A 23,897-nucleotide genomic window follows, 5' to 3' on the forward strand; every position below is an offset into this window, starting at 1 on the left:
CCGCACTGCAAAAAATTTGAGCCTTTTCCCGGTTTCTCATACCGTACGGTCGTCTATATGTGCCCGGAAGATCGATCGAAACGACAGACGGGGTCCCCATGTGTGGCATTTGCGGTGAAATCCGCTTCGACGGTGAGAACGCTTCGCCGGAACGGGTTCAGCGCATGGGCGACTGCCTGGCCCGGCGCGGGCCCGATGGCTCGGGCCAAGTAATGCGCGGCCGGGTTGGCCTCGCTCATCGCCGCCTCAAGATCATCGACCTGTCCGAGAAGGCCGAGCAGCCGATGGTCGATCCGGTTCTCGGGCTGACGATCGCCTTCAACGGCTGCATCTACAACTATCCCGAACTCAAGAAGGAACTGGAAGCCAAGGGCTACACCTTCTTCTCGACCGGCGACACCGAGGTCATCGTCAAGGCCTACCACGCCTGGGGCCGGGACTGCGTGAAGCGCTTTCATGGCATGTTCGCCTTCGCAATCCACGAGCGGGAGACCGGGCGGGTGATGCTCGCCCGCGACCGCTTCGGCATCAAGCCGCTCTATCTCTCGCAGAACGACAAGCGCCTCTTTATCGGCTCATCGCTGCAATCGATCCTGAAGTCGGGCGACGTGGACACCGGCATCGATAAGGTCGCGCTTCACCATTACATGACCTTCCACGCCGTGGTGCCGCCGCCGCATACGATCCTCAAGGGGGTGCGCAAGTTGCCGCCCGCGACGACGCGGATGATCGAGGCCGACGGCACCTATGACGACGAAGTCTTCTGGTGGCCGGAGTTCGCACCGAAATCCGGCGACGAGAAGCTGACCTCCGACGACTGGCGCGACATGGTGATGGAGGCGATGAAGCTTGCGGTCGACCGCCGCATGGTTGCCGATGTGCCGGTCGGGGTGCTCTTGTCGGGCGGCGTCGATTCCTCGCTCATCGTCGGCCTCCTCGCCGAGAAGGGTCAGAAGGACCTCAATACCTTCTCCATCGGCTTCGAAGATGCCAATGGCGAGGTCGGCAACGAGTTCGAATATTCCGATCTCATCGCCAATCACTACGGAACCGAGCATCACAAGCTCTTCGTGCCGGGCGACGAGCTGATCCAGGAGCTTCCGAAGGCGATCGAAGTCATGTCGGAGCCGATGGTCTCCTACGATAATATCGGCTTCTTCCTGCTTTCGCGTGAGGTCGCCAAGCACATCAAGGTGGTACAGTCCGGCCAAGGCGCAGACGAGGTCTTCGCGGGCTATCACTGGTATCCGAAGGTCGCCGGCGCGAACGATCCGCTCGCCGCCTACCAACGCGCTTTCTTCGACCGCGATCATGAGACCCTCGGCACCCATCTCAATCCCGAATGGATGCCCGAGACCGACGTCTCGAAGGAGTTCGTCGCGAACCACTTTGCCATGGAAGGCGCAACCGAGGCCGTCGACAAGGCGCTGCGGATCGACGCGCATGTCATGCTAGTCGACGACCCGGTCAAGCGCGTCGACAACATGACGATGGCCTGGGGGCTCGAAGCCCGCGTGCCGTTCCTCGACCATGAACTGGTCGAGCTCGCCGCGCGCGTACCCGCCGACGAGAAACTGAAGCAGGACGGCAAGGGCGTTCTAAAGGAAGTCGCCCGGCAGGTGATCCCGTCCGAGGTGATTGACCGTAAGAAGGGCTATTTCCCGGTCCCGCAGCTGAAATATCTCTCCGGCCCGACGCTCGATTTCGTCAAGGACGCGCTCCATTCGGACGCCGCGAAGTCTCGAGGGCTTTTCCGCAAAGAATACACCGACGCGCTGTTTGCAAACCCGTCCGAGCACATCACGCCGCTGCGCGGCTCCGAGCTCTGGCAGGTAGCCCTTCTGGAGATGTGGCTGCAGGCGCAGGGGGTTTGATTGGTTTCACCGGAAATGCAGCCAAGACCGAAATCCAACGCTGAACTCCGCCTCCGACGCAAACGATCGGCCAGTCTGACTGCGCCTACCTCGCAGATCGGCCGGCACCTCAAGGACGTGAAGCAGGACGCGTTTCTCGACTGCGGATGGGGCCGGCTCGTCTTCGCGCACACATTCCAGGACACCGGCAATCTCGTCGCGAATCTACGCGAGGAAGGCCCGGACCGGCGCGACATCGCTTTCTATGTCGCCGATCCGCATGTGCTTCTCGCATACGCGCCGCAGGAGCTGTTTCTCGATCCGTCTCACACCTACCGGCTCGATCTCTCCACCTACCGGCCGAGTTCCCGCCGCCCGCGCGGCTATTTCATCCGCCGCATGTCGAGCGAGCAGGACGGGACCGAGATCAACCGCATCTACCAGACGCGAAACATGGTACAGGTGCATCCGGCCTTCCTGACCGCCAATCACGACAACCGCGCCCTCACCTACTTCGTCGCAGAGGACGAGACGACCGGCGCCATCGTCGGCACCGTCACCGGCGTCCACCACCGCCGCGCTTTCGACGATCCGCAGAACGGTTCCTCGCTCTGGTGCCTCGCGGTAGACCCGCAGGCTGTCCATCCCGGCATCGGCGAAAGCCTCGTGCGGCGTCTCTCCGAGCATTTCCAGGCGCGCGGCTGCTCGTTCATGGACCTTTCGGTCATGCACGACAACGACAAGGCAATCGCGCTCTACGACAAGCTGGGCTTCCACCGCGTTCCCTTCTTCGCGGTCAAGCGCAAGAACCAGATCAACGAGAAGCTCTTCACCGGCCCCGACGAGGGCTTCGAGGAGTTGAACCCCTATGCCCGCATCATCGTCGATGAGGCGCGCCGACGCGGCATCCATGCCGAGGTCACCGATGGCCAGGGCGGCTTCTTCCGCCTGACCCAGGGCGGCCGCACGATCCACTGCCGCGAGAGTCTGTCGGAGCTCACCACCGCCGTCGCCATGTCGATCTGCGACGACAAGACGGTGACGCGCCGAATGGTCGAGCCAGCCGGCGTGAAGGTCCCCGATCAGATCGACGGCGACAAGGCAGACGACGCCGAGATTGCGGCCTTCATCGAGGAACACGGCTCTATCGTCGTCAAGCCGGCGCGCGGCGAACAGGGCCGCGGCATCGCCGTCGGCATCGACAATCTCGAGGACGCCAAAGCCGCCATCAAGACCGCGTCCGAAGTCTCCGAACGCGTGCTTCTCGAAGCGTGCTTCGAGGGTGACGACCTCCGCCTCATCGTCATCGACTATCGCGTCGTCGCGGCCGCCTTGCGCAAGCCCGCTCAGATAACGGGAGACGGTCGAACGAGCATCCGGGAGCTCATCGAAGCAATGTCGCGACGCCGCTCCGCCGCCACCAGCGGCGAAAGCCGTATTCCCTTGGATGGCGAGACGACGCGTTGCGTGAAGCATGCCGGCTACGCCATGGAGGACATTCTACCCGAGAGCGAGACGATCGCCGTGCGCAAGGCCGCCAATCTCCACACCGGCGGCACGATCCACGACGTGACGGGCGAGCTGCATCGGGACTTGGTCGAAGCTGCGGTGAATGCGGCACGTGCGATCGAAATCCCCGTCACGGGGATTGACCTCATGATCAAGAAACCGCACCAACCCGACTACGTCTTCATCGAGGCGAACGAGCGGCCAGGCCTCGCCAACCATGAGCCACAGCCGACGGCCGAGCGGTTCATAGACCTTCTCTTTCCGCTCTCGATCCCGTATGCAACGCGCAGCGCCCGCAACAAGAAACGGAAACACAAGGAATAATATCAGTGCCACGCCTCGTCATCGACACGCATTACCTGACGGAGCAACTCAAGGCACTTCTCGAAATTCCCAGCCCCACCGGTTACACGGACACCGTCGTCCGCCACGTCGCCAAGGAGCTCGAACGGCTCGGTCTCAAGATCGAACTCACTCGCCGCGGCGCAATCACCGCGCTTCGTCAGGGCTCGCGCCGTGCTTCGGCCCGCGCCATCGTCAGCCACGTCGATACGCTGGGCGCGCAGGTCAAATACCTGAAATCGAACGGTCGGCTGGAGCTCGTACCCGTCGGCCATTGGTCGGCCCGGTTCGCAGAGGGCGCGCGGGCGCAGATCTTTTCAGACAGCGGTATCTACCGCGGCACCATTCTGCCACTCAAGGCATCCGGCCACACCTACAATGACGAGATCGACACAGCGCCCATCGGCTGGAACAACGTCGAACTGCGCGTCGACGCCCTGTCGCGCGATCTGGATGAACTTGAAAAGCTCGGCATTCACATCGGCGACATGGTCGCCATCGATCCGCAGCCTGAATTCCTCGAAAACGGCTACATCGTCTCCCGTCATCTGGACAACAAGGCGGGTGTCGCGGTCATGCTCGCCGCCCTCCACGCGATGGAGCGAGAGGGCGTATCGACGCCGGTCGATATCCACTGGCTCTTCACGATCGCCGAAGAGGTGGGCGTCGGTGCCTCATCGATCCTCACGCCCGACATCGCCTCGATGATTGCCATCGACAACGGCACTTCCGCACCGGGGCAAAACTCCTCCGAGTTCGGCGTTACCATCGCGATGGCCGATCAGACCGGGCCTTTCGATTATCATCTGACGAAAAAACTGATCCGCCTCTGCGAGGAGGAAGAGATCAAACACCAGCGCGACATCTTCCGCTACTACCGCTCCGACTCGGCCTCTGCCATCGAGGCGGGCCATGACGTGCGCACCGGGCTGATCACCTTCGGTGTCGACGCCTCCCACGGCTACGAGCGCATCCATGTCCACGCACTGCGTTCCCTCGCCGAGCTCGTGACCGCCTATGTCACGTCCCCGGTCGAGATCGAACGCGACCGCAATCTGCATGCCGGTCTGAAGGGCTTCACGCGCCAACCGAACGACGAAGCGCGTCAGGAACTCGCCGAGGACTCAAATCCGGCTGAATAAGCTGGCTCCCCGCTCTCGGAGCGATGCGGGCATCATTGCGCCTTCGCCTGGGGAGGGTTGCTCCTACGGTTGCGAGATGCCTCGTCCTTGAAATAGGCTTCTCCCGGTACAGGGAGCGGCATTGCCCGCAACCGATGTTGCGGGATGGCTGCACGGAAAGAAGATGGACGACTTCATCGCTCAGTTCGGCGACGGCGTAGCCGATGCCTGGAACGAATTGGGGACGATCTCCGAGACGGTAAGGGACTGGCTGAACGGGCCAGGGTTAGAGCTTTTCGAACAATGGCTCGCGATCCTGACGCAGCGCGCGGAGAGCCATCCTATGGTGGCCATGATCGGTCTTGGCGCGCTTCTCGTTACCCTAATTGTAACGCGCAATCCGCTTGCGCTCGCCGCCGCCGCCTTCCTTGCGATTGCCGCACTCGTTGGTACGGAGCCGGTCACTGATCCGTCGGCTCGCCGCGTCTTCGCAATTGGGTGCTTCGCCGCGCTCGGCAGTTTCCTCGTAGCCATTGCCTTCCAGCGTCGCCGGGCCCGAACTCTTGGGGGACAACTAGACGTGTCCGAGGCGCGGTTGACCGAGCTTCAGGAGAAGTACGACGGCGAAGTGCGCTGGCGAATGGCAGAGCGGCGCCCGCCGCCGGTCGAAGATGAAGCGAATGAACCCGGAACTGAATCTGACGCTCACTTTCGGAGCTGATGCACCGAATAACGCCGGATCGACCTCGCCCGGCTCTCTTCAAATCACGCGTCGAGATTCGCTGCGTCGCCACCGGTTTCGAGCTTCTCGGCCCTGACCCTGGAAATCGAAAGTCCTTCGACCGCTTCCACTTCGAACCGCAGTCCGTCAGTTTCGACGACGTCTCCTTGTTCGGGCACCTTGCGCAGATGCTCAAGGAGGAGCCCTGCGATCGTACTGGAGGCCTGGGTTTCCAACGTCCACCCATATTGCTCGCGCAGGCGCGACAGCGGCGTCGTGCCGGGAATTTTCCACCGCCGCCCCCCATGATCCTCCGTGTCGGGCACATCGATCTCGAAACCGCTGTGGACCTCTCCCACAACTTCTTCGATCGCGTCCTCGAAGGCGACGGCGCCGAGAACGCTGCCATGCTCGTCGGCTACGAGTGCCATGTGGGTTCCGTGCTTGCGCATGTTGTCGAGAAGGGTCGCGGTGTCGACGCTCGCCAGCGTCTTCGGTAATGGATGCAGCATTCGGATGAGCGCGCCTGCATCGAGCGGTGTTTGCTCTTCCGTCTTGTGCCGGATGACGTCCTTGACGTGGACGACGCCAATCGCGCTGTCGAGACCGCCGCGCGTCACCGGAATGCGGCTCGGTCCTGCGTTGAGGATCGTCGCGGCATAATCGGCTTCGGTCTTATGGTCGAGATCGAGCGTGATGACATGCCGGCGCGGCGTCATCAGTTCCTCCGCCCGTCGGCCCTGCAGGCGCACGATGTTCTGAATGAACTCGGCCTGCTCGCGGGCGATGGAGCCGCCCTCCCCAGAGTCCTCTGCAATCGCCGCCAGTTCCCGAGGCGTGTAGTAGCGAGCCTCGCTTCGGTTCAGTCCGAACAGCGAAAGAAGCGACTGGCTGATGACGTTGAGAGCCCAGACGAACGGGCGGAAGACGAGCTCGAAGAAGCGGATCAGCGGCCACATGGCGATCAGCAGCCTGTCCGCACCCTTGAGAGCCAGGGCCTTCGGGATCATCTCTCCGAACACCACGTGAAAATAGGTAAGAATGACGACGGCAAGGATCAGCGCGGCGAGATGAACGGCTGCGCCGTCGATCCCGAGAGCCGCCATCGGCTCCTCCAGCCATATGGCGATCTGGTGCTCGCCATACATTCCGAGGCCGATCGAGGCGAGCGTAATACCGAGCTGGGCGACCGCAACATATCGATCCTGTGCCTCAGCGCCTTCCAGCCTCTCGGCGATCGTCTTGCCGCCGCTCGACAACGCTTCGAGCCGCGACAGACGGCTGCCAACGATGACGAATTCCATCGCGACGAAGATTCCGTTGACTGCGATGAGAAGGATGATGATGCCGAGCCCGATCATCGTGCCGCCTGCGGCCGTATCGCCGATTTCGAAAAGGCAATTAAACGCGGCAGGCCGTTTTCCACCGCCTCGACGGTGAAAGTCACGCCGTCGACCTCGGCCTTCGATCCGCGCTTTCCGTCTTCGACGCCGAGTTTCAGCCCGATGAGACCGGAGATGCTGTCGGCTTGGTCTTCCGGCAAATTGAACCCGAACTCGCGATTGACCTCGCTGATTAGGACGTCGCCACGCACGACGATGCGGTCGCCCTTCTTCTGAATTCGCGCCTCCTCCTCGTCGAACTCGTCGACGACTTCGCCGATGATCTCCTCGACGAGGTCTTCCACCGTCACGAGGCCGGAAACGATGCCATACTCGTTGAACACCACCGCGATCGTGTCACGCTTGCTTTCGAGTTTGTTCCAGGCCTCCGCCAGAGTGAGACTATCCGGAAGTATCTGGACCGGACGAATGATCCGGTCGATCGACGCTTCGGGATCTTCGCTGGCGAGATCGTAGAGGTCTCGGATGTGAACGTAGCCTTCGGGCTTCTTCGTTTCCGAACCATCGATCACGGGAAATCGCGTGAACGGCGTTTCCAGCATCATCTCCAACGCGGCTTTTGCTTTGGGCTCCCGATTCATGAATTTCATCCGCGCGCGAGGCTCCATCACTTCACCGACCGTCCGGTCCTGGAAGGCGAGCACCTGATGCAGCATCTCATGTGCGTCGCGCTCGATGACGCCGCCTTTCAGGCTGTCCTCGATGAGCTGGCGCAATTCTTCGTGGCTGTGCTCGTCACCAGCCTCCTTCGGCTTGTCGAGGCCGCACCAGCGCATGATGATCATCGCCGAACCGTTGAGCAGCGTGATGAACGGACCGAGCAGCAATAAAGACCAGCGCATCGGACGCGCGGTCTTCATCGCGGTTGATTCCGGCGCGCGAACGGCGATCGACTTGGGGAACAACTCGCCGAAGATGACCTGCAGCGCTGTCAGTACGATCAGCACCAGCGGTGCACCTACCACGGCACTCGTCCAGCCAGATGGTAGCACGGCGTCGAGCTGCGGGCCGACATAGGGCAGGAGCGCGCGCTGGCCGTAGACCCCGATGACGAGACTTGTCAGCGTGATGCCCACCTGCGCGCAAGCGATGTATCGATCCATCCGCTCTTCGTCGGTGATCGTCCTCTCGAGGTAGGCCGCGCTGGCGTTGCCGTCCTCGGCTTTCGCTTCGAGTTTGGGTTTACTGGAGGAAACAGCCGCGAATTCGGCGGCCACGTAGAACGCGTTGCCGAGCAGCATGAGGCAGATGACGAGAACGACGATGGCGAGGCCCATACCGGCACTAACTCCAAGAGACCAAATTCATGGGTCTCGCCCACGCCTTGAGGCACAGAGCTAGAGCCGGTAGCAGCAGCTTCAAACGGAACTCCTATGAAGCGCACCACCTTCGGGCGCGATCAAGTCGCCGGTCCGCACGCCCTCATTGTCGGTTTTGAAGAGTCGGATTTGACGAGGATGCCGATGGCGTGCCGCTGCGTCAGATCGGTCGCCCGTGAGCAAACTTGCTCAATACGAGCGATGACCCTGCGATTACTGGTGGTCCGCGCGTTCTTCGAGCGGCTTTTCCGGCCGGCGGATGCGCGGGAGTGCTTCGAGGAGAAGCGGATGAAACTCACTCGTCTCGCCAGCCTCGACCTTCTGGAAGAGCTGGGTGCGCATCCGTGGCTCCCAGAACTTGTTGATGTGATCGGCCACCCCTTGCGAGCGCGCCCCCTCGGGCGTCGACTGGAAGAACTTGGCGATCTGGTTTCCCATATAGACGAGCTTGTCGCGCTCCATGGAGATTCCTCCCATGTGTCCCGGCACTATGCCAGCAGTGTTTCGTCCGCGTCGAGGGGCTCCTGAGCGCCCTCGATCCGGTCCGGTGAGGTGAAAATTTCGAATTCCTCGCCGCGGAGAACGGCGACCAACGTCACCTTTGCGGCCTCGGCTTCGGCAATGGCGAGTTCGGTCGGCGCAGAGATCGCCGCGATCAACCCGCAGCCCATTACGGCCGCCTTTTGTATCAATTCCACGGAGACGCGGCTGGTGATCGTGATGAAGCCGGAGGCCGGATCGACGCCGTTGCGCGCCAGATGTCCCGCCACCTTGTCGAGTGCGTTGTGCCGACCGACATCCTCTCGCAGGACGACCATCGAGCCTTCGCGCTTGTGAAAGGCAGCGGCGTGCACAGCCCGCGTCAGTCGGGAGAGCTTCTGCTCTGCCGACATCTCGTCCATGGCACGCACGAGCCGTTCCGGGGAGACCCGCTCGCCGGCCGTCACCTCCGGCAACACGCGGCCCGCAAGTTCGAGAGATTCGACGCCGCACAACCCGCAGCCCACCGGGCCGGTCATCTGCCGCCGGCGCGCGACATAAGTCTCGGCCCGCTCAGGAACGAGACGAACCTGGCAGTCTGTGCCAGCTTCCGTCTCCACGATCTCAATGGCGTCGATCTCCTCGAACCGGTCTACGATCCGCTCGTTGAGAACAAGCCCGACCCCCAGATCTTCGATATCGGCCGGCGAAGCCATCATCACCGCATGCGTGGATCCGCCGACTGAAATCGCTACCGCTCGCTCCGCCGGCACACTCCGCGTTTCACGCCGAAACGCGCCCCCTCGGAAAGCGATCGAGGAAAGGGAACGGGCCGGCTTCATTTCTTGATCCATGAAAGGAGAGGACCCTTCGAAACTCTCGTCATCCTCGGGCTCCGTCCCAAAGATGACGTTCCGTGGGGTTGGGCCTTCGTCGCTGACACCAGTCGTGAAGGTAACCGCTTATCGGCGGCAGTCCAAAACCCCGGCCAACATGATCAGAAGCCGGCCGGGTATCGCACCCGACCGAAATCCGATTCTCTTACTCCGCCGCCTCGAGCGAGCGTACCCGACGGCTCGTCTCGGTGAGTTCGCGGTAGTCTTCCTGCCATTCGGTCGGGCCGTTGGTCGGAGACACTTGAACCGCAGTGACCTTGTATTCCGGACAGTTCGTTGCCCAGTCGGAGAAGTCCGTCGTGATGACGTTGATCTGCGTCGACGGATGATGGAACGTCGTGTGAACCACGCCCACGGCCATCTTCTCCGTTATGTGGACCTTCAGCGAGGTCTCGCCGACGCGGCTCTGCAGCTTCACGAAATCGCCTTCGCGGATGCCCCGCTCCTCTGCATCGTGGGGATGCATCTCCAGAAGATCCTCTGGATGCCAAACGGTGTTCAACGTCCGGCGGGTCTGCGCGCCCACATTGTATTGGCTGAGGATGCGACCGGTCGTGAGAAGCAGCGGGAAGCGCGGGCCGACCTTTTCGTCGGTCGCGACATACTCGGTCCGTACGAACTTGCCCTTGCCGCGCATGAACGCGCCCACATGCATGACCGGCGAGCCCACCGGATGCTCCTCGTTGCAAGGCCACTGCACCGAGCCTTCCTTGTCGAGGAGTTCGTAAGTGACGCCCGCGAAGGACGGCGTGGTCGCAGCGATCTCGGCCATGATCTCCGAGGGATGGGCGTAGTTCATGTCCATGCCGATCGCTCTAGCGAGCAACTGGGTCACCTCCCAGTCGGCATAGCCGTTCTTCGGCTCCATGACCTTGCGGACGCGATTGATGCGCCGCTCGGCATTGGTGAACGTGCCGTCCTTTTCGAGGAAGGTCGAACCCGGCAGGAAGACGTTGGCGTAGTTCGCGGTCTCGTTCAGGAAGAGATCCTGCACGATCAGAAGGTCGAGGGCACCGAGACCGGCTGACACATGCTTGGTGTCCGGATCGGACTGGAGAATGTCCTCGCCCTGGCAGTAGAGGCCGCGGAACGTTCCCTCGATCGCCGCGTCGAACATGTTCGGAATGCGCAGGCCCGGCTCGCGATCGATTTTAACCTTCCAGAGGTCCTCGTAGATCTTGCGCGTCTCGTCGTGCGAGATGTGGCGATAGCCCGGCATTTCGTGCGGGAAAGAACCCATGTCGCAGGAGCCCTGGACATTGTTCTGGCCGCGCAGCGGGTTCACGCCAACGCCCTTGCGGCCGATATTACCGGTCGCCATGGCAAGGTTTGCGATCGCGATGACCGAGGTCGAGCCCTGGCTGTGCTCTGTAACGCCCAGCCCGTAATAGATCGCTCCGTTTCCGCCTGTGGCGTAAAGCCGAGCCGCACGCCTCACGAGATCGGCCGGAACGCCGGTCACGATCTCCATGGCTTCCGGTGACCGGTTCTCAGCCGAGACGAATTCCTTCCAGTCCTCGAACTCGTCGACCTCGCAGCGTTCCTTGACGAACTCTTCGTCGACGAGGCCTTCTGTCACGATCACATGGGCAAGCGCCGTCAGGATCGCGACATTCGTGCCCGGACGGGTCGGCAGATGCACGTCGGCCTCGACATGCGGGGTCTTCACGAGATCGATACGGCGCGGATCGATGACGATCACCTTCGCGCCTTCGCGGATGCGCTTCTTCATACGCGACGCGAAGACCGGATGAGCGTCCGTCGGGTTAGCGCCGATCACCACCATGACATCGGTGTGCTCGATCGAATCGAAGTCCTGAGTACCGGCGGAGGTGCCGTAGGTGGTCGCAAGACCGTAGCCCGTCGGCGAGTGGCAGACGCGGGCGCAGGTGTCGATATTGTTGTTACCGAAGCCGGCGCGGACCATCTTCTGGACGACGTAGACTTCCTCGTTCGTGCAGCGCGAGGACGAGATGCCGCCGACGGCCCCGCGACCGTATTTCGCCTGAATATCCTTGATCTTGTTCGCCGCGAACGAGATCGCCTCGTCCCAGGAGACGACCTGCCACGGGTCCTTGTAGGTCTCGCGGATCATCGGCTCGAGGACTCGCTCCTCGTGCTTGGCGTATTCGGTGGCGAAACGGCCCTTAACGCAGGAATGGCCGCGATTGGCCTTGCCATCCTTGTAGGGGATCATGCGGATGACTTCCTCGCCCTGCATTTCCGCCTTGAAGGAGCAGCCGACGCCGCAATAGGCGCAGGTGGTGATCTTGGAGGAGGTCGGCAGACCCTTCTCCTTCACTGTCTTTTCCTGCAGCGCCTCGGTCGGGCAAGCCTGCACACACGCTCCGCAGGAAACGCATTCCGAAGTGAGGAATTCGTCGACCGGCGTACCGGCTGAGATCCGGCTGTCGAAACCGCGACCCTCGACCGTCAGCGCGAAGGTGCCCTGAACTTCGTTGCAGGCCCGGACGCAGCGCGAGCAGACGATACATTTCGAGGAGTCGAAGGTGAAATAAGGGTTCGATTCGTCGAGTTCCGCATCGAAGTGATTGCGCTCTGACGAATCATAGCGAACGTCGGACAGCCCGACGCGTTCGGCGACCTCGCGAACCTCGCAGTCGCCGCCGCCCTTCCGCTCGTCCCATTGCCCCGGATGGTCGGAGACGTAGAGCTCCATCACGCCCTTGCGGATGCGGCTCAGCCTGTCGCTCTCGGTCTTCACGAACATGCCTTCGCCGACCGGCGTCGTGCAGGAGGCGGGCGTCGTATTCTTGCCTTCGATTTCGACGACGCAAACCCGGCATGACCCGAAGGCATCGAGCATGTCGCTGGCGCAGAGCTTCGGCACCAAAATCTCGGCCTCGGCAGCCGCCCGCATGATCGACGTGCCTTCCGGAACGGTAACCGATTGTCCGTCGATCGTCAGCGTGACCAACTTCTCGGCTTTGGAAGCCGGCGTCCCGTAGTCTTTTTCTTCGATAAGGCTCATGCGATTCCTCCCTGGGGGAAGTGTGAGGTCGGCGGTTTCGGCCTAGCCTGAAGCCCGACCAGTATAGCAAATTCGTTTCTCGTTGCCGAGATCGTCGGAGATCGATGAAAGCGTACGTGACCGGTCATAAGGCTCAGTACTATCACTTGTTCGTCGATCTCGTGGAGTGCCCTGCTACGGTCGTAAGGCTTGCAAACTCTGAACGACCGTATTGGTGGCGGAATGGCCCTATTCCGCCGCCTCCCGCATCGGCGTTCCGTTGAAATCCTCTGGGAAATGCCGGATCGCGCTCATAACTGGATATGGGGTAAAACCGCCAAGAGCGCAAAGGGAGCCGAATTCCATCGTGTTGCAGAGGTCCTCGACGAGTTCGAGGCTCTCGGCCGCGTTGTCGCCGGCGATGATCTTTTCCATCGTTTCCAGTCCGCGCACTGCGCCGATCCGGCAGGGTGTGCACTTGCCACAGGATTCGACGGCGCAGAACTCGAACGCAAAACGGGCCTGCTTCATCATGTCGACCGTGTCGTCGAAAATGACGATGCCGGCGTGGCCGATGAGGCCTTTCTTTTCGGCGAAGGCCTCGTAGTCGAATGGCGTGTCGAAGAGCGAGCGCGGAAAATAGGCTCCGAGTGGGCCACCGACCTGAACGGCGCGCACCGGCTTGCCGGAATTTGTGCCGCCGGCGATCCCCTCAACGATCTCGCCAAGGGTCAGGCCGAACGGCACTTCGTAGAGCCCGCCATGCTTGACGTTGCCCGCGATCTGCAAAGGAATTGTGCCGCGCGAACGCCCTATGCCGAAATCCTTGTAGACCTTCGCGCCCTTCGCCAGAATCTCCGGTGTCGAGGCCAGCGAGATCACATTATTGATCACGGTCGGTCGACCGAACAGGCCCTTGATCGCCGGCAGCGGCGGCTTGAACCGAACCTGGCCGCGCTTGCCCTCCAAGCTGTCGAGCAGAGAGGTTTCCTCGCCACAGACATAGGCTCCCGCTCCGACCCTGACCTCCAGATCGAAAGCGTGCGCCGAACCGAGCACCGAGATGCCAAGCCAGCCAAAGTCCTCAGCCCGCTTGATGGCCTCGCGCATCACGCGGATCGCCACCGGATATTCCGAGCGAAGATAGATGTAGCCCTTGGTCGCGCCGGTCGCGACCGCGGCGATCGTCATACCTTCGATCAGGCAGAACGGGTCGCCTTCCATGATCATACGGTCGGCGAAGGTGCCGGAGTCGCCTTCGTCGGCATTCGCGACGATGTATTTCTTCGGGCCCTCGGTCTTCATGACCGTTTCCCACTTGATGCCGGTTGGGAAACCGGCGCCGCCGCGCCCTCGCAGCCCGGATTCCTTCACCTCCTCGACGATCGCCTCCGAGCCCATTTCGATCGCGCGGCGAAGGCCGAGAAGGCCGCCATGGGCTTCGTAATCTTCGAGGGACAGCGGGTCGGTCACCCCGCAACGCTTGAAGGTGAGCCGCGTCTGGCCCTTCAAGAAGGGATGTTCGAAAACGTCGCCGATCCGCTTGGCATGGTCGCCACCGGTCAGAAAGCCAGCGTCGAGCAGCGCCTCGATTTCACCGGGCTCGATCGGACCGTATCCCACGCGGCCATTGCCCGTCTCGACCTCGAGAAGCGGCTCCAGCCATGCCATGCCGTGCGAGCCGTTGCGCACGATCTCGATACCGAGGCCGCGATCGTCGCTGAGCTTGCGAAGCTCCTCTGCGATCTCGTCGGCACCGTTGGCGACGGCGAAGGAATCGAGCGGGATGTAAACCTTGGTCATAGCAGCGCCTCCGCCGCGAGTTTTTTGGCACGAGGTTGGTTCAGCCGGCCGATGATCCGGTCGTCGAGCATGGCAGAAGGCGCCGTCGCACATAGGCCCAGGCAGTAGACAGCTTCCAGCGTCACCGCGCCGTCGGCCGAAGTCTCGCCGAACTTAATCCCGAGCGCCTTCTCCAGCGAATCCGCGATCGCATCGCCGCCGGCCGCCTGACAGGCCTCGGCTCGGCAGACCTTAAGAACGTGCCGTCCGTGGGGCTCACGCTTGAAGTCGTGATAGAACGAGACGACGCCGTAGACCTCGGCGCGTGTGAGGTTCAATTCACCCGCGATCAGCCTGACGGCCTCGTCTCCGATGTAGCCATAACGATGACTGAAGGCATGGAGGATCGGCAAAAGCGGCCCTTCCAGATGCTTGTACTCCTCGACGAGCGCAATTGCGTCGTCCTCGTCGAATTCAACGTGATGAGCCACGCCGGCTCCTCCCGGGTGTGTATGGGACTTCAATTGAGGGAAACACGGACGCAAACCCATGATCAAGCGCCGCTTTCCATGTTTCGATAGGTTTCTTCTATTGATTCAACACGGCCTTCGAAATCTGGCGCACCATGTCAGGGATCAGGATCTAACGACACTCTTACGGTTCAAGGCAAAAATCGAAACTTCGCTCGGAAATTCCCCAGTTTGGAACGGTTCCATCGATAGCTGTTTCTTTCCCAACCGCACCTCGGTGCGAAATTTGTCGTCGGCGGCGGGTGCTCCGATACGAAATGCGACAAATCTTCCGCCCTTGATGCATCGCCTGAGTTGGAAGAAAAGCTGAAGGGAGAGACGGGAAGGTCACACAGTCAGACAGCTTCGTCCGATCGTATCGTCGCCTCGTTCCAGAACGCCGCAACGATCGGCGGTCTCAAGTCGCGCCGCGCAGTTACGAGACCGATCGGATAGCTGACAGTCGGCTCGACCAGCGGGATCGAAACCATCGGGGGCGCCAGTCCCAGCATCACGGTCGCATGATGCGGCATTATCGTCGCGAGCCCTGCCATCCGCACCTGAGAAAGGATCGCAAGCATCGAATTCGATTCCATCACAGTCTCGAAATGCCGGTCCTTCTCGCCAAGATGCCGGTTCAGGATCTGCCGGTTCTGCATGGTCGGGCTCAAGAGGCAAAGCGGCACACGACTCGCCTCGTCCCAAGTCACCTCCTCGCGTTCCGATAGTGGGCTGCCGACGGTGGTGACGAGGCTGTAGCGCTCCTCGTAGAGCGCCTTGTAGTCGACCCGCCGCACGCGGTCGTCTTCGAGGTAGGTGAGCCCGACATCCACTTCGAAGTCTTCGACAGCCGATAGAAGGTCGACGGAAGACATTGACGCGACGTCGAAAGTGACATCCGGATGACGTTCGCGGAACGGCGTCGTCAGGCGCGCCACCAGGGAAAGTGCAGTCGGCACCGCGCCGATCCTCAAATGCCCGGTGAGACCGCGCCGCACGCTGCGTACCTCCTCGCGCATCGTCCTGACGTCGTCCGTGATCTTGCGCGCCCAGGCGAGCACCCGCTCGCCCTCGCTCGTCATCCCCTTGTAGCGAGAGCCGCGATTGACGAGGGTAACACCGAGGCGTTCCTCCAGATGCCGAATGCCGGCCGAGAGTGTGGGCTGTGTGATCCCCAGCTTCTCCGCTGCCCGCCCGAAGTGGCGCTCATGCGAGAGCATGATGAGATATTCGAGCTTGTCGATCACGTCGGCGGGCCTCCCGTCCCGGCGGGACTATAGCCCATCCATGCCCGAGTCGGTCCACCCCGCCCTGGACGAGCTTTGAAAACCCCAACCGGCGCTAATGCCAGGCGTTCAATGCCCCGGGCGCAGCGCCGCTGATGGGATCCCTCTCTGGCAGCGCAAGTTTCGCGATCTCGCGTTTCGAAGCCTCGACATCCACCGTGCCGGCTCGCGTGATTGTGCCAGACTGGCCGGGTGGATAGCCGCCTACGACCTTAAATTCAGACGAGCCCGACAGCCGCTTGTGTCCGACCCCGGCCGGCACGATCACCGTATCGCCCGGCAACATCGGCAGGGTGATCCCGCCATTTGCTTCTTCGCCCCCAAAACCGACCACCGCCTCGCCTGAAACGCATGTCAGGACTTCGTGGCCATCCAGATGGAAGTGCCAGTAGTCGAAGACCGTATAGACCCAGGTGCCCTGCCAGCCATGACGACGGAATCGCTGCTGTACGTCATTTGCAGTCAACTGGTCGGCTTCAATCTCGCCGGTGATCACGATCAGTGGCAGGTTGCTGTTTGGAATATCTTCCGCGGTCGGGAAGAAATGGGTTTCCACGGTCATCTCGTCCCCGAATAAAAGTCCATAGTTCGCGCGTGAAAGCCTCGATCAATACGTACATCGGCTTCGATGGTTCAGCATCCGGCGCACCGGCGGCTACATCCCCATCTCCGCCGCCAGCGCGTCCAGCCCCTCTCGCGTGGTCGCGAGGATCGTGTCGATATGCTCGTCCTCTATGATCAGCGGCGGGCAGAAGGCGAGCGTGTCGCCGATCGCGCGGGAGATGACGCCGCGCTCCTGGATCAGGCCGAAGGCTTTCGCCGCGAGGGCGCCCGGCGGCTGGACGGCGACCTTCTTTTCCTTGTCTGTCACAAGTTCGACGCCGGCGATCAGCCCGACGCCGCGCACCTCGCCCACCAACGGATGGTCGGCGAGCCTGCGGAGCCCGTCCTGCAGCCGTGGCCCGCGCGCGCGCGCATTGCCGACGAGATCGCGCTCCTCGATGATTTTCAAATTCTCCAGTGCAACCGCGGCCGCCACTGGGTGGCCGGTCGTCGTGAAGCCGTGGCCGAAGGTGCCGATCCGCGCCGTCTCGTCGGCGATCGGCTGGTAGACACGATCGTTCATGATCACTGCCGAGATCGGGAGATATGAAGAAGACAACCCCTTCGAGACCGTTATGATGTCCGGCTTCAGATCGTAGGTCACCGAGCCGAACATTTCGCCTGTCCGGCCGAAACCGCATATCACCTCGTCGGCGACGAAGACGATCTCGGGATATCGAGAAAGGACCGCCTGGATCTTCTCCCAGTAGGTCACTGGGGGGATCACCACACCCCCTGCGCCCATCACGGGCTCGGCGATGAAGGCGGCGATCGTCTCCGGCCCCTCGGCCTCGATCATCGCCTCGAGTTCAGCCGCGCAACGCGTTGCAAACGCTTCCTCGCTTTCACCCTCCCGGCCCTCGCGCCAGTAATGGGGACAGATGGTATGAAGAATGCCCTCGATTGGCAGATCGAAGGAGGCGTGGTTGTTTGGCAGGCCCGTCAGGCTCGCCGCCGCGAGTGTGATGCCGTGATAGCCGCGCAGCCGCGAGATAATCTTCTTGCGCCGCGGCTCGCCCATCCCATTCGCGCGGTAGCGCAAAAGCTTGACGATGAGATCGTTCGCCTCCGATCCCGAATTGGTGAAATGCACCTTCGCCATCGGCACAGGTGCGATGTTTATCAGCTTTTCGGCGAGATCGACCACCGGCGCGTGGGATTTGTGGGTGAAGGAGTGGTAATAGGGCAGCTCGGCCATCTGCTTTACCGCCGCATCGACGAGCCGCTTCTCGGAAAAGCCGACAGCGACGGACCACAGCCCGCTCATCGCCTCGATATAACGCTTGCCGTCGATGTCCTCGACGAAGACGCCATCGCCCTTCGCCATGACGATCGGCCCGATCTCCTCGTGGCGGCGCGCATTCGTAAAGGGATGAAAGTGGTGCGCGATATCGCGCGCTTCGATGGAATTGGGTAGCGGCGCCATGGTGCGGCTCTCGATGTTCAGCTGGACCTAGATCAAGAGAAAACCGAAACCCAGCCTCCGGCGCAAGCCGGCGAGGCGCGGCGCGGTCGCCGCACACCACCCGACTTCTCGCTAAGCTGTAAAAGCCAGCGGGGGTTGGCGAACCCGATCGAGCTGAAATAGCACGCCTTCCAGCTTCGTTGACCCTGACGGCTCAGTCCTTCAGCGAACCGCAGAAGCGCTGGATGCGCGAGCAAGCTTCCTCCAGCAGTGCCTCGGACGTCGCGTAGGAAATACGGAAGTTCGGGCCAAGGCCGAATGCCGAGCCTTGCACCACCGCAACGCCTTCCGTCTCGAGAAGGCTCGTCACGAAGTCCTCGTCGGTCTTCAGAACCTTGCCGTCCGGCGTAGTCTTGCCCATCAGACCGGCGCAGGACGGATAGACGTAGAAGGCACCCTCCGGCACCGGGCATTTGAGGCCGGTCGCCTGGTTCAGCATCGAGACGACGAGATCGCGCCTGCCCTGGAAAATCTCACGGTTCTTCGGGATGAAGTCCTGCGTGCCGTTCAGCGCCTCGACCGCCGCCCATTGCGAGATTGACGCCGCACCGGACGTCTGCTGGCCCTGGATCATGTCCATCGCCTTGATCAGTTGAATGGGTCCGGCACCGTAACCGATCCGCCAGCCGGTCATCGAATAGGCCTTCGAGACGCCGTTCATCGTCAGTGTGCGGTCGTATAGACCCGGCTCCACCTCCGCCGGCGTGTGGAAGGTGAAGTCGCCGTAGACCAGATGCTCGTAAATATCGTCGGTCAGCACCCAGACATGCCCATGCCGCATGAGGACATCCGTCAGTGCCTTGATCTCGTCTTTCGTATAGGCAGCGCCAGAGGGGTTCGATGGCGAGTTGAACAGGAACCACTTGGTCCTCGGCGTGATCACAGCCTCGAGTTTTTCAGGTGTCAGCTTGAAGTTCGTCTCGATCCCGGCTTCGACGAATACCGGCGTGCCGCCGCAGATCGCCACCATTTCCGGATAGCTCACCCAGTAGGGCGCGGGGATAATGACCTCGTCGCCCTTGTTGAGCGTCGCCATGAAGGCGTTGAAGAGGATCTGCTTGCCGCCGGTTCCGACGATCGTCTGCTCGGGCTTGTAGTCGAGCCCGTTCTCGCGCTTGAACTTCGCCGCGATCGCCTCGCGCAGCTGCGGAATACCGGAAACCGGGGTGTACTTCGTCTCGCCCCGCGCGATCGCTGCGATGGCCGCTTCCTTGATTGTGTCCGGCGTATCGAAGTCGGGCTCGCCGGCGCCGAGCCCGATCACGTCCATGCCTTTTGCCTTCAGTTCGCGCGCCTTCTGGGTCACGGCGATGGTGGCGGACGGTTTTACGCGATCGAGAGCGTCGGCAAGGAATGCCATGGGAGAAACTCCGTCTGGATGATGTTCGGCGGGCATCGCGCAGCGATGTTGCAGGTGCGAAAGGCGGGCGGACCCTAGTCCCCTCGCTCTTCGCACGCAAGCATACCCGAATGCTCGGAGCGTTGAAAAATCGCTGGCCGGCTCGGAGAGAACTGAGATCGGATTCACGGCTGCGTCATCGCAGATGCAAAGACGCCTGATCTACCGGGGATCAAGCAAATTGATGATGGCCGGGCATGGACTTCGCGCTTTCAGTTCATCCCATCGTCATCTAGATTCTCTAATCATGTCGGACAGAAACTTGGACGTCTGGCCACCCCGTCGACAACCCTTAAGCGCTTGAAGCAATATGGGTTTCAGCCGAGGTTCATCTTAAATCCGTCAACTTCGGGCAAGCTGCCGGGGTTAGGACGGTTTGTTAGACCGCCGATACCAAACGCGACGCCTCCGCAAAGGGCTTGAGACCTTTCAAGCTCCATGCGGAACCAGTCGAAGCACGAAACGAGAAAGCGGGCCTTCATGGAGGAGGCTGCGGGCGAAGGGACTCAACCCTCGCTTTATGGAGAGGATGGTTGGCAGGATGAGCTTTCATCTACGCGAACGGGTCAGACGCGAAGTCGAACAGCGTCGCTCGAAGAATGCAGTGATCGACGTCGGCGATCTCGCCTTGCGGATGTCCGAAGAGATCGACGGCGAAAGCACGACCGCGACGATCATGCTCCAGCGACTCATCATCGACGAATGCTCCCACGCCGGGATCGCGATGCGCGTCGGCGGCTCGCCGAACATTTAAAATAGATCGCCGATCGAACGATCACATCGCAAGGCGCGGTTGGCTCGACCAACCGCGCCTTTCTGCATCGATCGTCAGGACTTTCCGTTCACCTCCGCGGATTGCTTCTCCAGCCGCGCCGGTTCGGGAGTCCTGCCGTCAGGCTGCAGCGGCCAACCCTCGCGCTGCTTTCCACGCCTGCCATCCAGCGTCTCTGTCTGGTCGTGCAGGAGCGTAACCCGTGTCTCGAACGGCATATCGATCCCCGCCCCATCGAGTGCTCGCTTGATTTCCTGCAATGCCGCGGCCTGAGCATGGACGACGTCAGTGCGAACCGAATTCGTCCACCACCGCACGCGGAGTGTCACCCAGCTCGCAGCAAGATCCCAGACCAGCACTTCCGGCTTCGGCTCTGTCTCGACGCCTTCGGCACGGCCGAGCGCGTCCAGGATCACCGCCCGCGCGGTTTCGATGTCGTCGCCGTAACCGATCCCGACATCGTATTGCGACCGCCGTTTCTGGTGTGCCGTGTTTACCGTCACTGCGTTGGAATAGACGTCCGCATTGGGAATGATGACGCGACGCCGGTCATAGGTCGTGATGATCGTCGCCCGCGTCTCGATCCAGTCCACCGTCCCCTCGTATCCGTTGACCACGATCTGGTCGCCGACCTGAAACGGCTGCCGGATGAGAAGGAGCAGACCGGCGAGCCAGTTCTGCAGAATATCCTTGAAGGCAAAACCGATTGCCACCGAGCCGATGCCAAGCCCCGCCAGCAGGTCTGCCGGATTGAGCGAAGGAATGATGATCGTCAGGCCGAGCAGGATGCCGAAGAGGATGATGATCCACTTGATGAAAGCGCCCAACACTTCGCCGAGATTGTCCCGGCTCTTGCGCCGAGCCCAGCGGTTGAACAGCCGATCGAACAGCCAACCGGCGAGGAAGAAGATCGAGACGACGACCAGCGCCACCACGATGTTCGGCAAGAGCTGCTGTACGCCGACCACCCAGGCCTCGACCTTTCCGAGGGCGATGGATGGATCGAAATCGACAGCCTGGTCGACGGTCGTGGGGTTCGCCGAACCCTCAGGCGCTTCCTGCGCGAATGCCTGCATCACTCGATCCCCTGTCTCTCAACCTTTCGAGGTACTCACAAAGAAAGCGCCGGACCGTCGCCCGACGCTTCCCGAGTTTCGAAATTTACGCGACGACCGACCGACAGACAGCCTGACGCGACATCATCGCCCGAACTTATTCGGCGCCGCCGATCACGCCGCAGGCGACCCGGTCGCCAGCGTCGCCCGCCGGTTGCGACTCATAGTCGTCCGCACCACCGTGAACCATGATCGCTGAACCGTCATCGTCCATCACCGGCGCATCGCCATCCGAGACTGTCAGGTTCGGATTGAACACGGCGAAGGTCGCACTGCCATCCTCGCCGGCCGTGAAGTTCGGCATGTCGCCGGCATGCGGCCCGCCTTCGGTCATGTAACCATGTTCCATGTCCGTCGGATTGTAGTGTCCACCGGCAGCCGAGAAATCTTCGCCGCACTGTCCGGTCTCGTGGATATGGAATCCATGTTCACCCGGCTCCAGGCCCGTCAGTTCCGCTTCCAGGAGAAGCCCATTCGGCGTCGGCGTCACCGTCACGGTACCGCGATCCGATCCGTCCGGCGCGTTCATCGTGACCTCCATCGGCTGCATGTCACCTCCAGCCGTATCTTCGCTCGCTGCTGCCGTCGTTTCGGCTGACGTTTGATCGTCCTGTGCGAGGGCGGGCGCTGCGAGAAGGGCGACCGATGCAAGGGCGGAGAGAGTGAGTTTTTTCATGGAAATCCTCCCGGCTGAAACGGGTTCGTTTTGATCGTGCCCGGACCTTTCCCCTTGAGGATGGCGTGAGGCACCTAGCTTCAGGGGGTGAACGGGGTGCTGTTGGCGATTGTTCCGCCTTCCACTGCATACCCGCCGGTGTAAACGAATGCCCGGCTCAAACCGGTAAGGATCTGCGATCGTGGGCAAACGGTTCAAAATATTCGCGGCCGGTCTTGGCCTGTTCGGCCTGGCTGCCGCCGGCACGTTTTATCTGCTCGGCCCTGAGCGCGTTTGGCGACTTGCAGGCGACCCGGATCAGGGATCGGTTGACTGGGATGCGATCGAGCGAAGCCCGAACCCCAACGACGCCCTTGCCTGTTCGGTCGCCGCCTGCGCCACGCCCGCCGAGATCACTCTTCCGCTTTATGATGCCACACCCGAGGAATTGCTGAAGGAGGCCGACGAGATCATCCGCGGCGGCACGCTGTCAGGCAACGTTCAACGCGTCGACGACGGCCAGGATCCCAACGCCAAGCGCTATGTGGTCCGCACGCCGCTGATGGGCTATCCCGATACTCTGAATCTCGGTGTGCGAGCGGTCGAGGGCAGAGCCGGCCTTCTTCTCTACTCGCGTTCGCTTCTCGGCCGGTCCGATCTCGGCGCAAATCGCCGCCGCATCCAGAAGATTATCGACGCCTTGCGCCCGAAATCGCTCCCCGAGGCCTAGCTGCGCAGAAAGTGCGAAAGCGCCGCAAGGGTCACTTCAGGGGCTTCTTCGACGATGAAATGTCCGGCGTCGATTGGCTGGCCGGTCACGTTCTCACACCATCCGCGCCAGATCTCGACAATATCCGCGCCGGTCGCCGGAATGCCGGCCGCACCCCAGAGCGCCAGCGTCGGGCAGCCGATTTTTCGGCCTGCCTCCCGATCTTCCCGGTCGAGCCGCCAGTCGATCGTCGCCCCCGCGCGATAATCGTTGCAGGAGGCTTCGACGTAAGCCGGGCGCCGGAAGCTCTCGCGATACTCCGCCATCGCCGCTTCTCCAAACGCCGAAAGATCCTTCGCCTTGGTCCAGCTCGCAATCGTATGATCGAGGAAATAGACCGGGTCGGCGCCGATCAGCGTCTCCGGCATCGGATGGGGCTGGGCGAAGAACGGCCAATGGTACGTCTTCAGCGCCGCCGCGGCGTCCATCCTCTCCCAGACCTCGGCCACCGGCACGATGTCGAGAACGGCGAGTTTCGTGACGACATCCGGATTATCGAGCGCCATCCGGTAGGCGACACGCCCGCCGCGATCGTGCCCGGCCACCATGAACCGCTCATGCCCGAGCGCCCGCATCAGCGCAAGCATGTCGCGCCCCATCACCCGTTTGGAATAGGCTAGGTTCTCCTCATCGTTCGCCGGGGCGGACGATCGCCCGTATCCGCGAAGATCGGGCACGACGACCGAATAGTCCTCAGCAAGCTTCGGCGCCAGCTCGTGCCACATCGCCCCGGTCTGCGGATAGCCATGCAGCAAGAGCAGCGGAGGCCCATCGCCGGCCGTCCGCACGAAGATCTCCGCACTCTCGCCCTTGAGAATACGAGTCTGAAAGTTCTCGAACATCGCGGCGTCTCCCGGTTCGGCCTCTTCGCGAAGACCTAGGAGATACGCCTTGACAATACAGGAACGCGAGTAGCCATACGCTGCT

The 23,897-nt window shown here is 61.9% G+C and carries 20 protein-coding genes; 6 read left to right on the forward strand and 14 right to left on the reverse strand.

Features of this window, described 5'->3' with window-relative positions; all coding sequences use genetic code 11:
* The first annotated feature begins 98 nt into the window (after window positions 1-98).
* The 4 genes from FP2506_RS08675 to FP2506_RS08690 all read left to right on the forward strand — a co-directional run bounded on the left by FP2506_RS08675 (window position 99) and on the right by FP2506_RS08690 (window position 5,546).
* Window positions 99-1,874 carry an N-acetylglutaminylglutamine amidotransferase gene (locus tag FP2506_RS08675; RefSeq protein WP_007067073.1) on the forward strand — a complete coding sequence of 592 codons (1,776 nt, stop codon included), beginning with the start codon at window positions 99-101 and terminating at the stop codon, window positions 1,872-1,874.
* 15 nt (window positions 1,875-1,889) lie between these two features.
* Entirely contained in the window at window positions 1,890-3,686 is a 1,797-nt protein-coding gene (ngg, locus tag FP2506_RS08680) for an N-acetylglutaminylglutamine synthetase (RefSeq protein WP_007067074.1), read from the forward strand.
* Between the two features lie 5 nt (window positions 3,687-3,691).
* Window positions 3,692-4,846 (forward strand): osmoprotectant NAGGN system M42 family peptidase, encoded by a 1,155-nt coding sequence (locus FP2506_RS08685; RefSeq protein ID WP_007067075.1) that lies wholly within the window; start codon window positions 3,692-3,694, stop codon window positions 4,844-4,846.
* 121 nt (window positions 4,847-4,967) lie between these two features.
* On the forward strand, window positions 4,968-5,546 hold the full coding sequence (locus FP2506_RS08690; RefSeq protein WP_007067076.1) for a hypothetical protein: 579 nt from the start codon (window positions 4,968-4,970) through the stop codon (window positions 5,544-5,546).
* Window positions 5,547-5,590: 44 nt separating this feature from the next.
* Here FP2506_RS08690 and FP2506_RS08695 read toward each other — a convergent pair whose 3' ends face one another.
* The 11 genes from FP2506_RS08695 to FP2506_RS08745 form a co-directional block, all read right to left on the reverse strand.
* Window positions 5,591-6,907 (reverse strand): hemolysin family protein, encoded by a 1,317-nt coding sequence (locus tag FP2506_RS08695; RefSeq protein ID WP_007067077.1) that lies wholly within the window; start codon window positions 6,905-6,907, stop codon window positions 5,591-5,593.
* Window positions 6,904-8,226, reverse strand: coding sequence for a hemolysin family protein (locus FP2506_RS08700; RefSeq protein WP_007067078.1), 1,323 nt, complete (start codon window positions 8,224-8,226; stop codon window positions 6,904-6,906). Before FP2506_RS08700 ends, FP2506_RS08695 begins: the two co-directional genes overlap by 4 nt.
* Before the next feature lie 255 nt (window positions 8,227-8,481).
* On the reverse strand, window positions 8,482-8,730 hold the full coding sequence (locus tag FP2506_RS08705; RefSeq protein ID WP_040489618.1) for a formate dehydrogenase subunit delta: 249 nt from the start codon (window positions 8,728-8,730) through the stop codon (window positions 8,482-8,484).
* A 26-nt stretch (window positions 8,731-8,756) separates the two neighbouring features.
* Window positions 8,757-9,602, reverse strand: coding sequence for a formate dehydrogenase accessory sulfurtransferase FdhD (gene fdhD, locus FP2506_RS08710; RefSeq protein WP_007067080.1), 846 nt, complete (start codon window positions 9,600-9,602; stop codon window positions 8,757-8,759).
* Window positions 9,603-9,789: 187 nt separating this feature from the next.
* Complete coding sequence (fdhF, locus tag FP2506_RS08715) at window positions 9,790-12,636, reverse strand: formate dehydrogenase subunit alpha (RefSeq protein WP_007067081.1); 2,847 nt, start codon at window positions 12,634-12,636, stop codon at window positions 9,790-9,792.
* 228 nt (window positions 12,637-12,864) lie between these two features.
* Window positions 12,865-14,418, reverse strand: coding sequence for a formate dehydrogenase beta subunit (locus tag FP2506_RS08720; RefSeq protein ID WP_007067082.1), 1,554 nt, complete (start codon window positions 14,416-14,418; stop codon window positions 12,865-12,867).
* A complete protein-coding gene (locus FP2506_RS08725) occupies window positions 14,415-14,888 on the reverse strand; it encodes a formate dehydrogenase subunit gamma (RefSeq protein ID WP_007067083.1) in 474 nt (157 codons plus the stop codon). Before FP2506_RS08725 ends, FP2506_RS08720 begins: the two co-directional genes overlap by 4 nt.
* Before the next feature lie 374 nt (window positions 14,889-15,262).
* Window positions 15,263-16,153, reverse strand: a complete 891-nt coding sequence (locus FP2506_RS08730; RefSeq protein ID WP_007067084.1) for a LysR family transcriptional regulator — start codon at window positions 16,151-16,153, stop codon at window positions 15,263-15,265.
* A 94-nt stretch (window positions 16,154-16,247) separates the two neighbouring features.
* Window positions 16,248-16,754 (reverse strand): hypothetical protein, encoded by a 507-nt coding sequence (locus FP2506_RS08735; RefSeq protein WP_007067085.1) that lies wholly within the window; start codon window positions 16,752-16,754, stop codon window positions 16,248-16,250.
* Between the two features lie 93 nt (window positions 16,755-16,847).
* Complete coding sequence (locus FP2506_RS08740; RefSeq protein WP_007067086.1) at window positions 16,848-18,221, reverse strand: aspartate aminotransferase family protein; 1,374 nt, start codon at window positions 18,219-18,221, stop codon at window positions 16,848-16,850.
* Window positions 18,222-18,414: 193 nt separating this feature from the next.
* Complete coding sequence (locus FP2506_RS08745) at window positions 18,415-19,620, reverse strand: pyridoxal phosphate-dependent aminotransferase (RefSeq protein ID WP_007067087.1); 1,206 nt, start codon at window positions 19,618-19,620, stop codon at window positions 18,415-18,417.
* A 580-nt stretch (window positions 19,621-20,200) separates the two neighbouring features.
* On the opposite strand from FP2506_RS08745, the gene FP2506_RS08750 reads away from it, so the two are divergent.
* Entirely contained in the window at window positions 20,201-20,413 is a 213-nt protein-coding gene (locus tag FP2506_RS08750; RefSeq protein WP_148227517.1) for a hypothetical protein, read from the forward strand.
* 74 nt (window positions 20,414-20,487) lie between these two features.
* On the opposite strand, the gene FP2506_RS08755 is transcribed toward FP2506_RS08750, so the two are convergent.
* Window positions 20,488-21,507, reverse strand: coding sequence for a mechanosensitive ion channel family protein (locus tag FP2506_RS08755; RefSeq protein WP_007067090.1), 1,020 nt, complete (start codon window positions 21,505-21,507; stop codon window positions 20,488-20,490).
* Between the two features lie 136 nt (window positions 21,508-21,643).
* Window positions 21,644-22,222, reverse strand: coding sequence for a superoxide dismutase family protein (locus tag FP2506_RS08760; RefSeq protein WP_007067091.1), 579 nt, complete (start codon window positions 22,220-22,222; stop codon window positions 21,644-21,646).
* 181 nt (window positions 22,223-22,403) lie between these two features.
* On the opposite strand from FP2506_RS08760, the gene FP2506_RS17980 reads away from it, so the two are divergent.
* Complete coding sequence (locus FP2506_RS17980) at window positions 22,404-22,931, forward strand: DUF1499 domain-containing protein (protein WP_007067092.1); 528 nt, start codon at window positions 22,404-22,406, stop codon at window positions 22,929-22,931.
* Here FP2506_RS17980 and FP2506_RS08770 read toward each other — a convergent pair.
* Window positions 22,928-23,812, reverse strand: a complete 885-nt coding sequence (locus FP2506_RS08770; protein WP_007067093.1) for an alpha/beta fold hydrolase — start codon at window positions 23,810-23,812, stop codon at window positions 22,928-22,930. The two genes, FP2506_RS17980 and FP2506_RS08770, sit on opposite strands and share 4 nt — an antisense overlap.
* Window positions 23,813-23,897 lie beyond the last annotated feature (85 nt).

It is taken from the genome of Fulvimarina pelagi HTCC2506, assembly GCF_000153705.1.
GTDB lineage: Bacteria > Pseudomonadota > Alphaproteobacteria > Rhizobiales > Rhizobiaceae > Fulvimarina > Fulvimarina pelagi.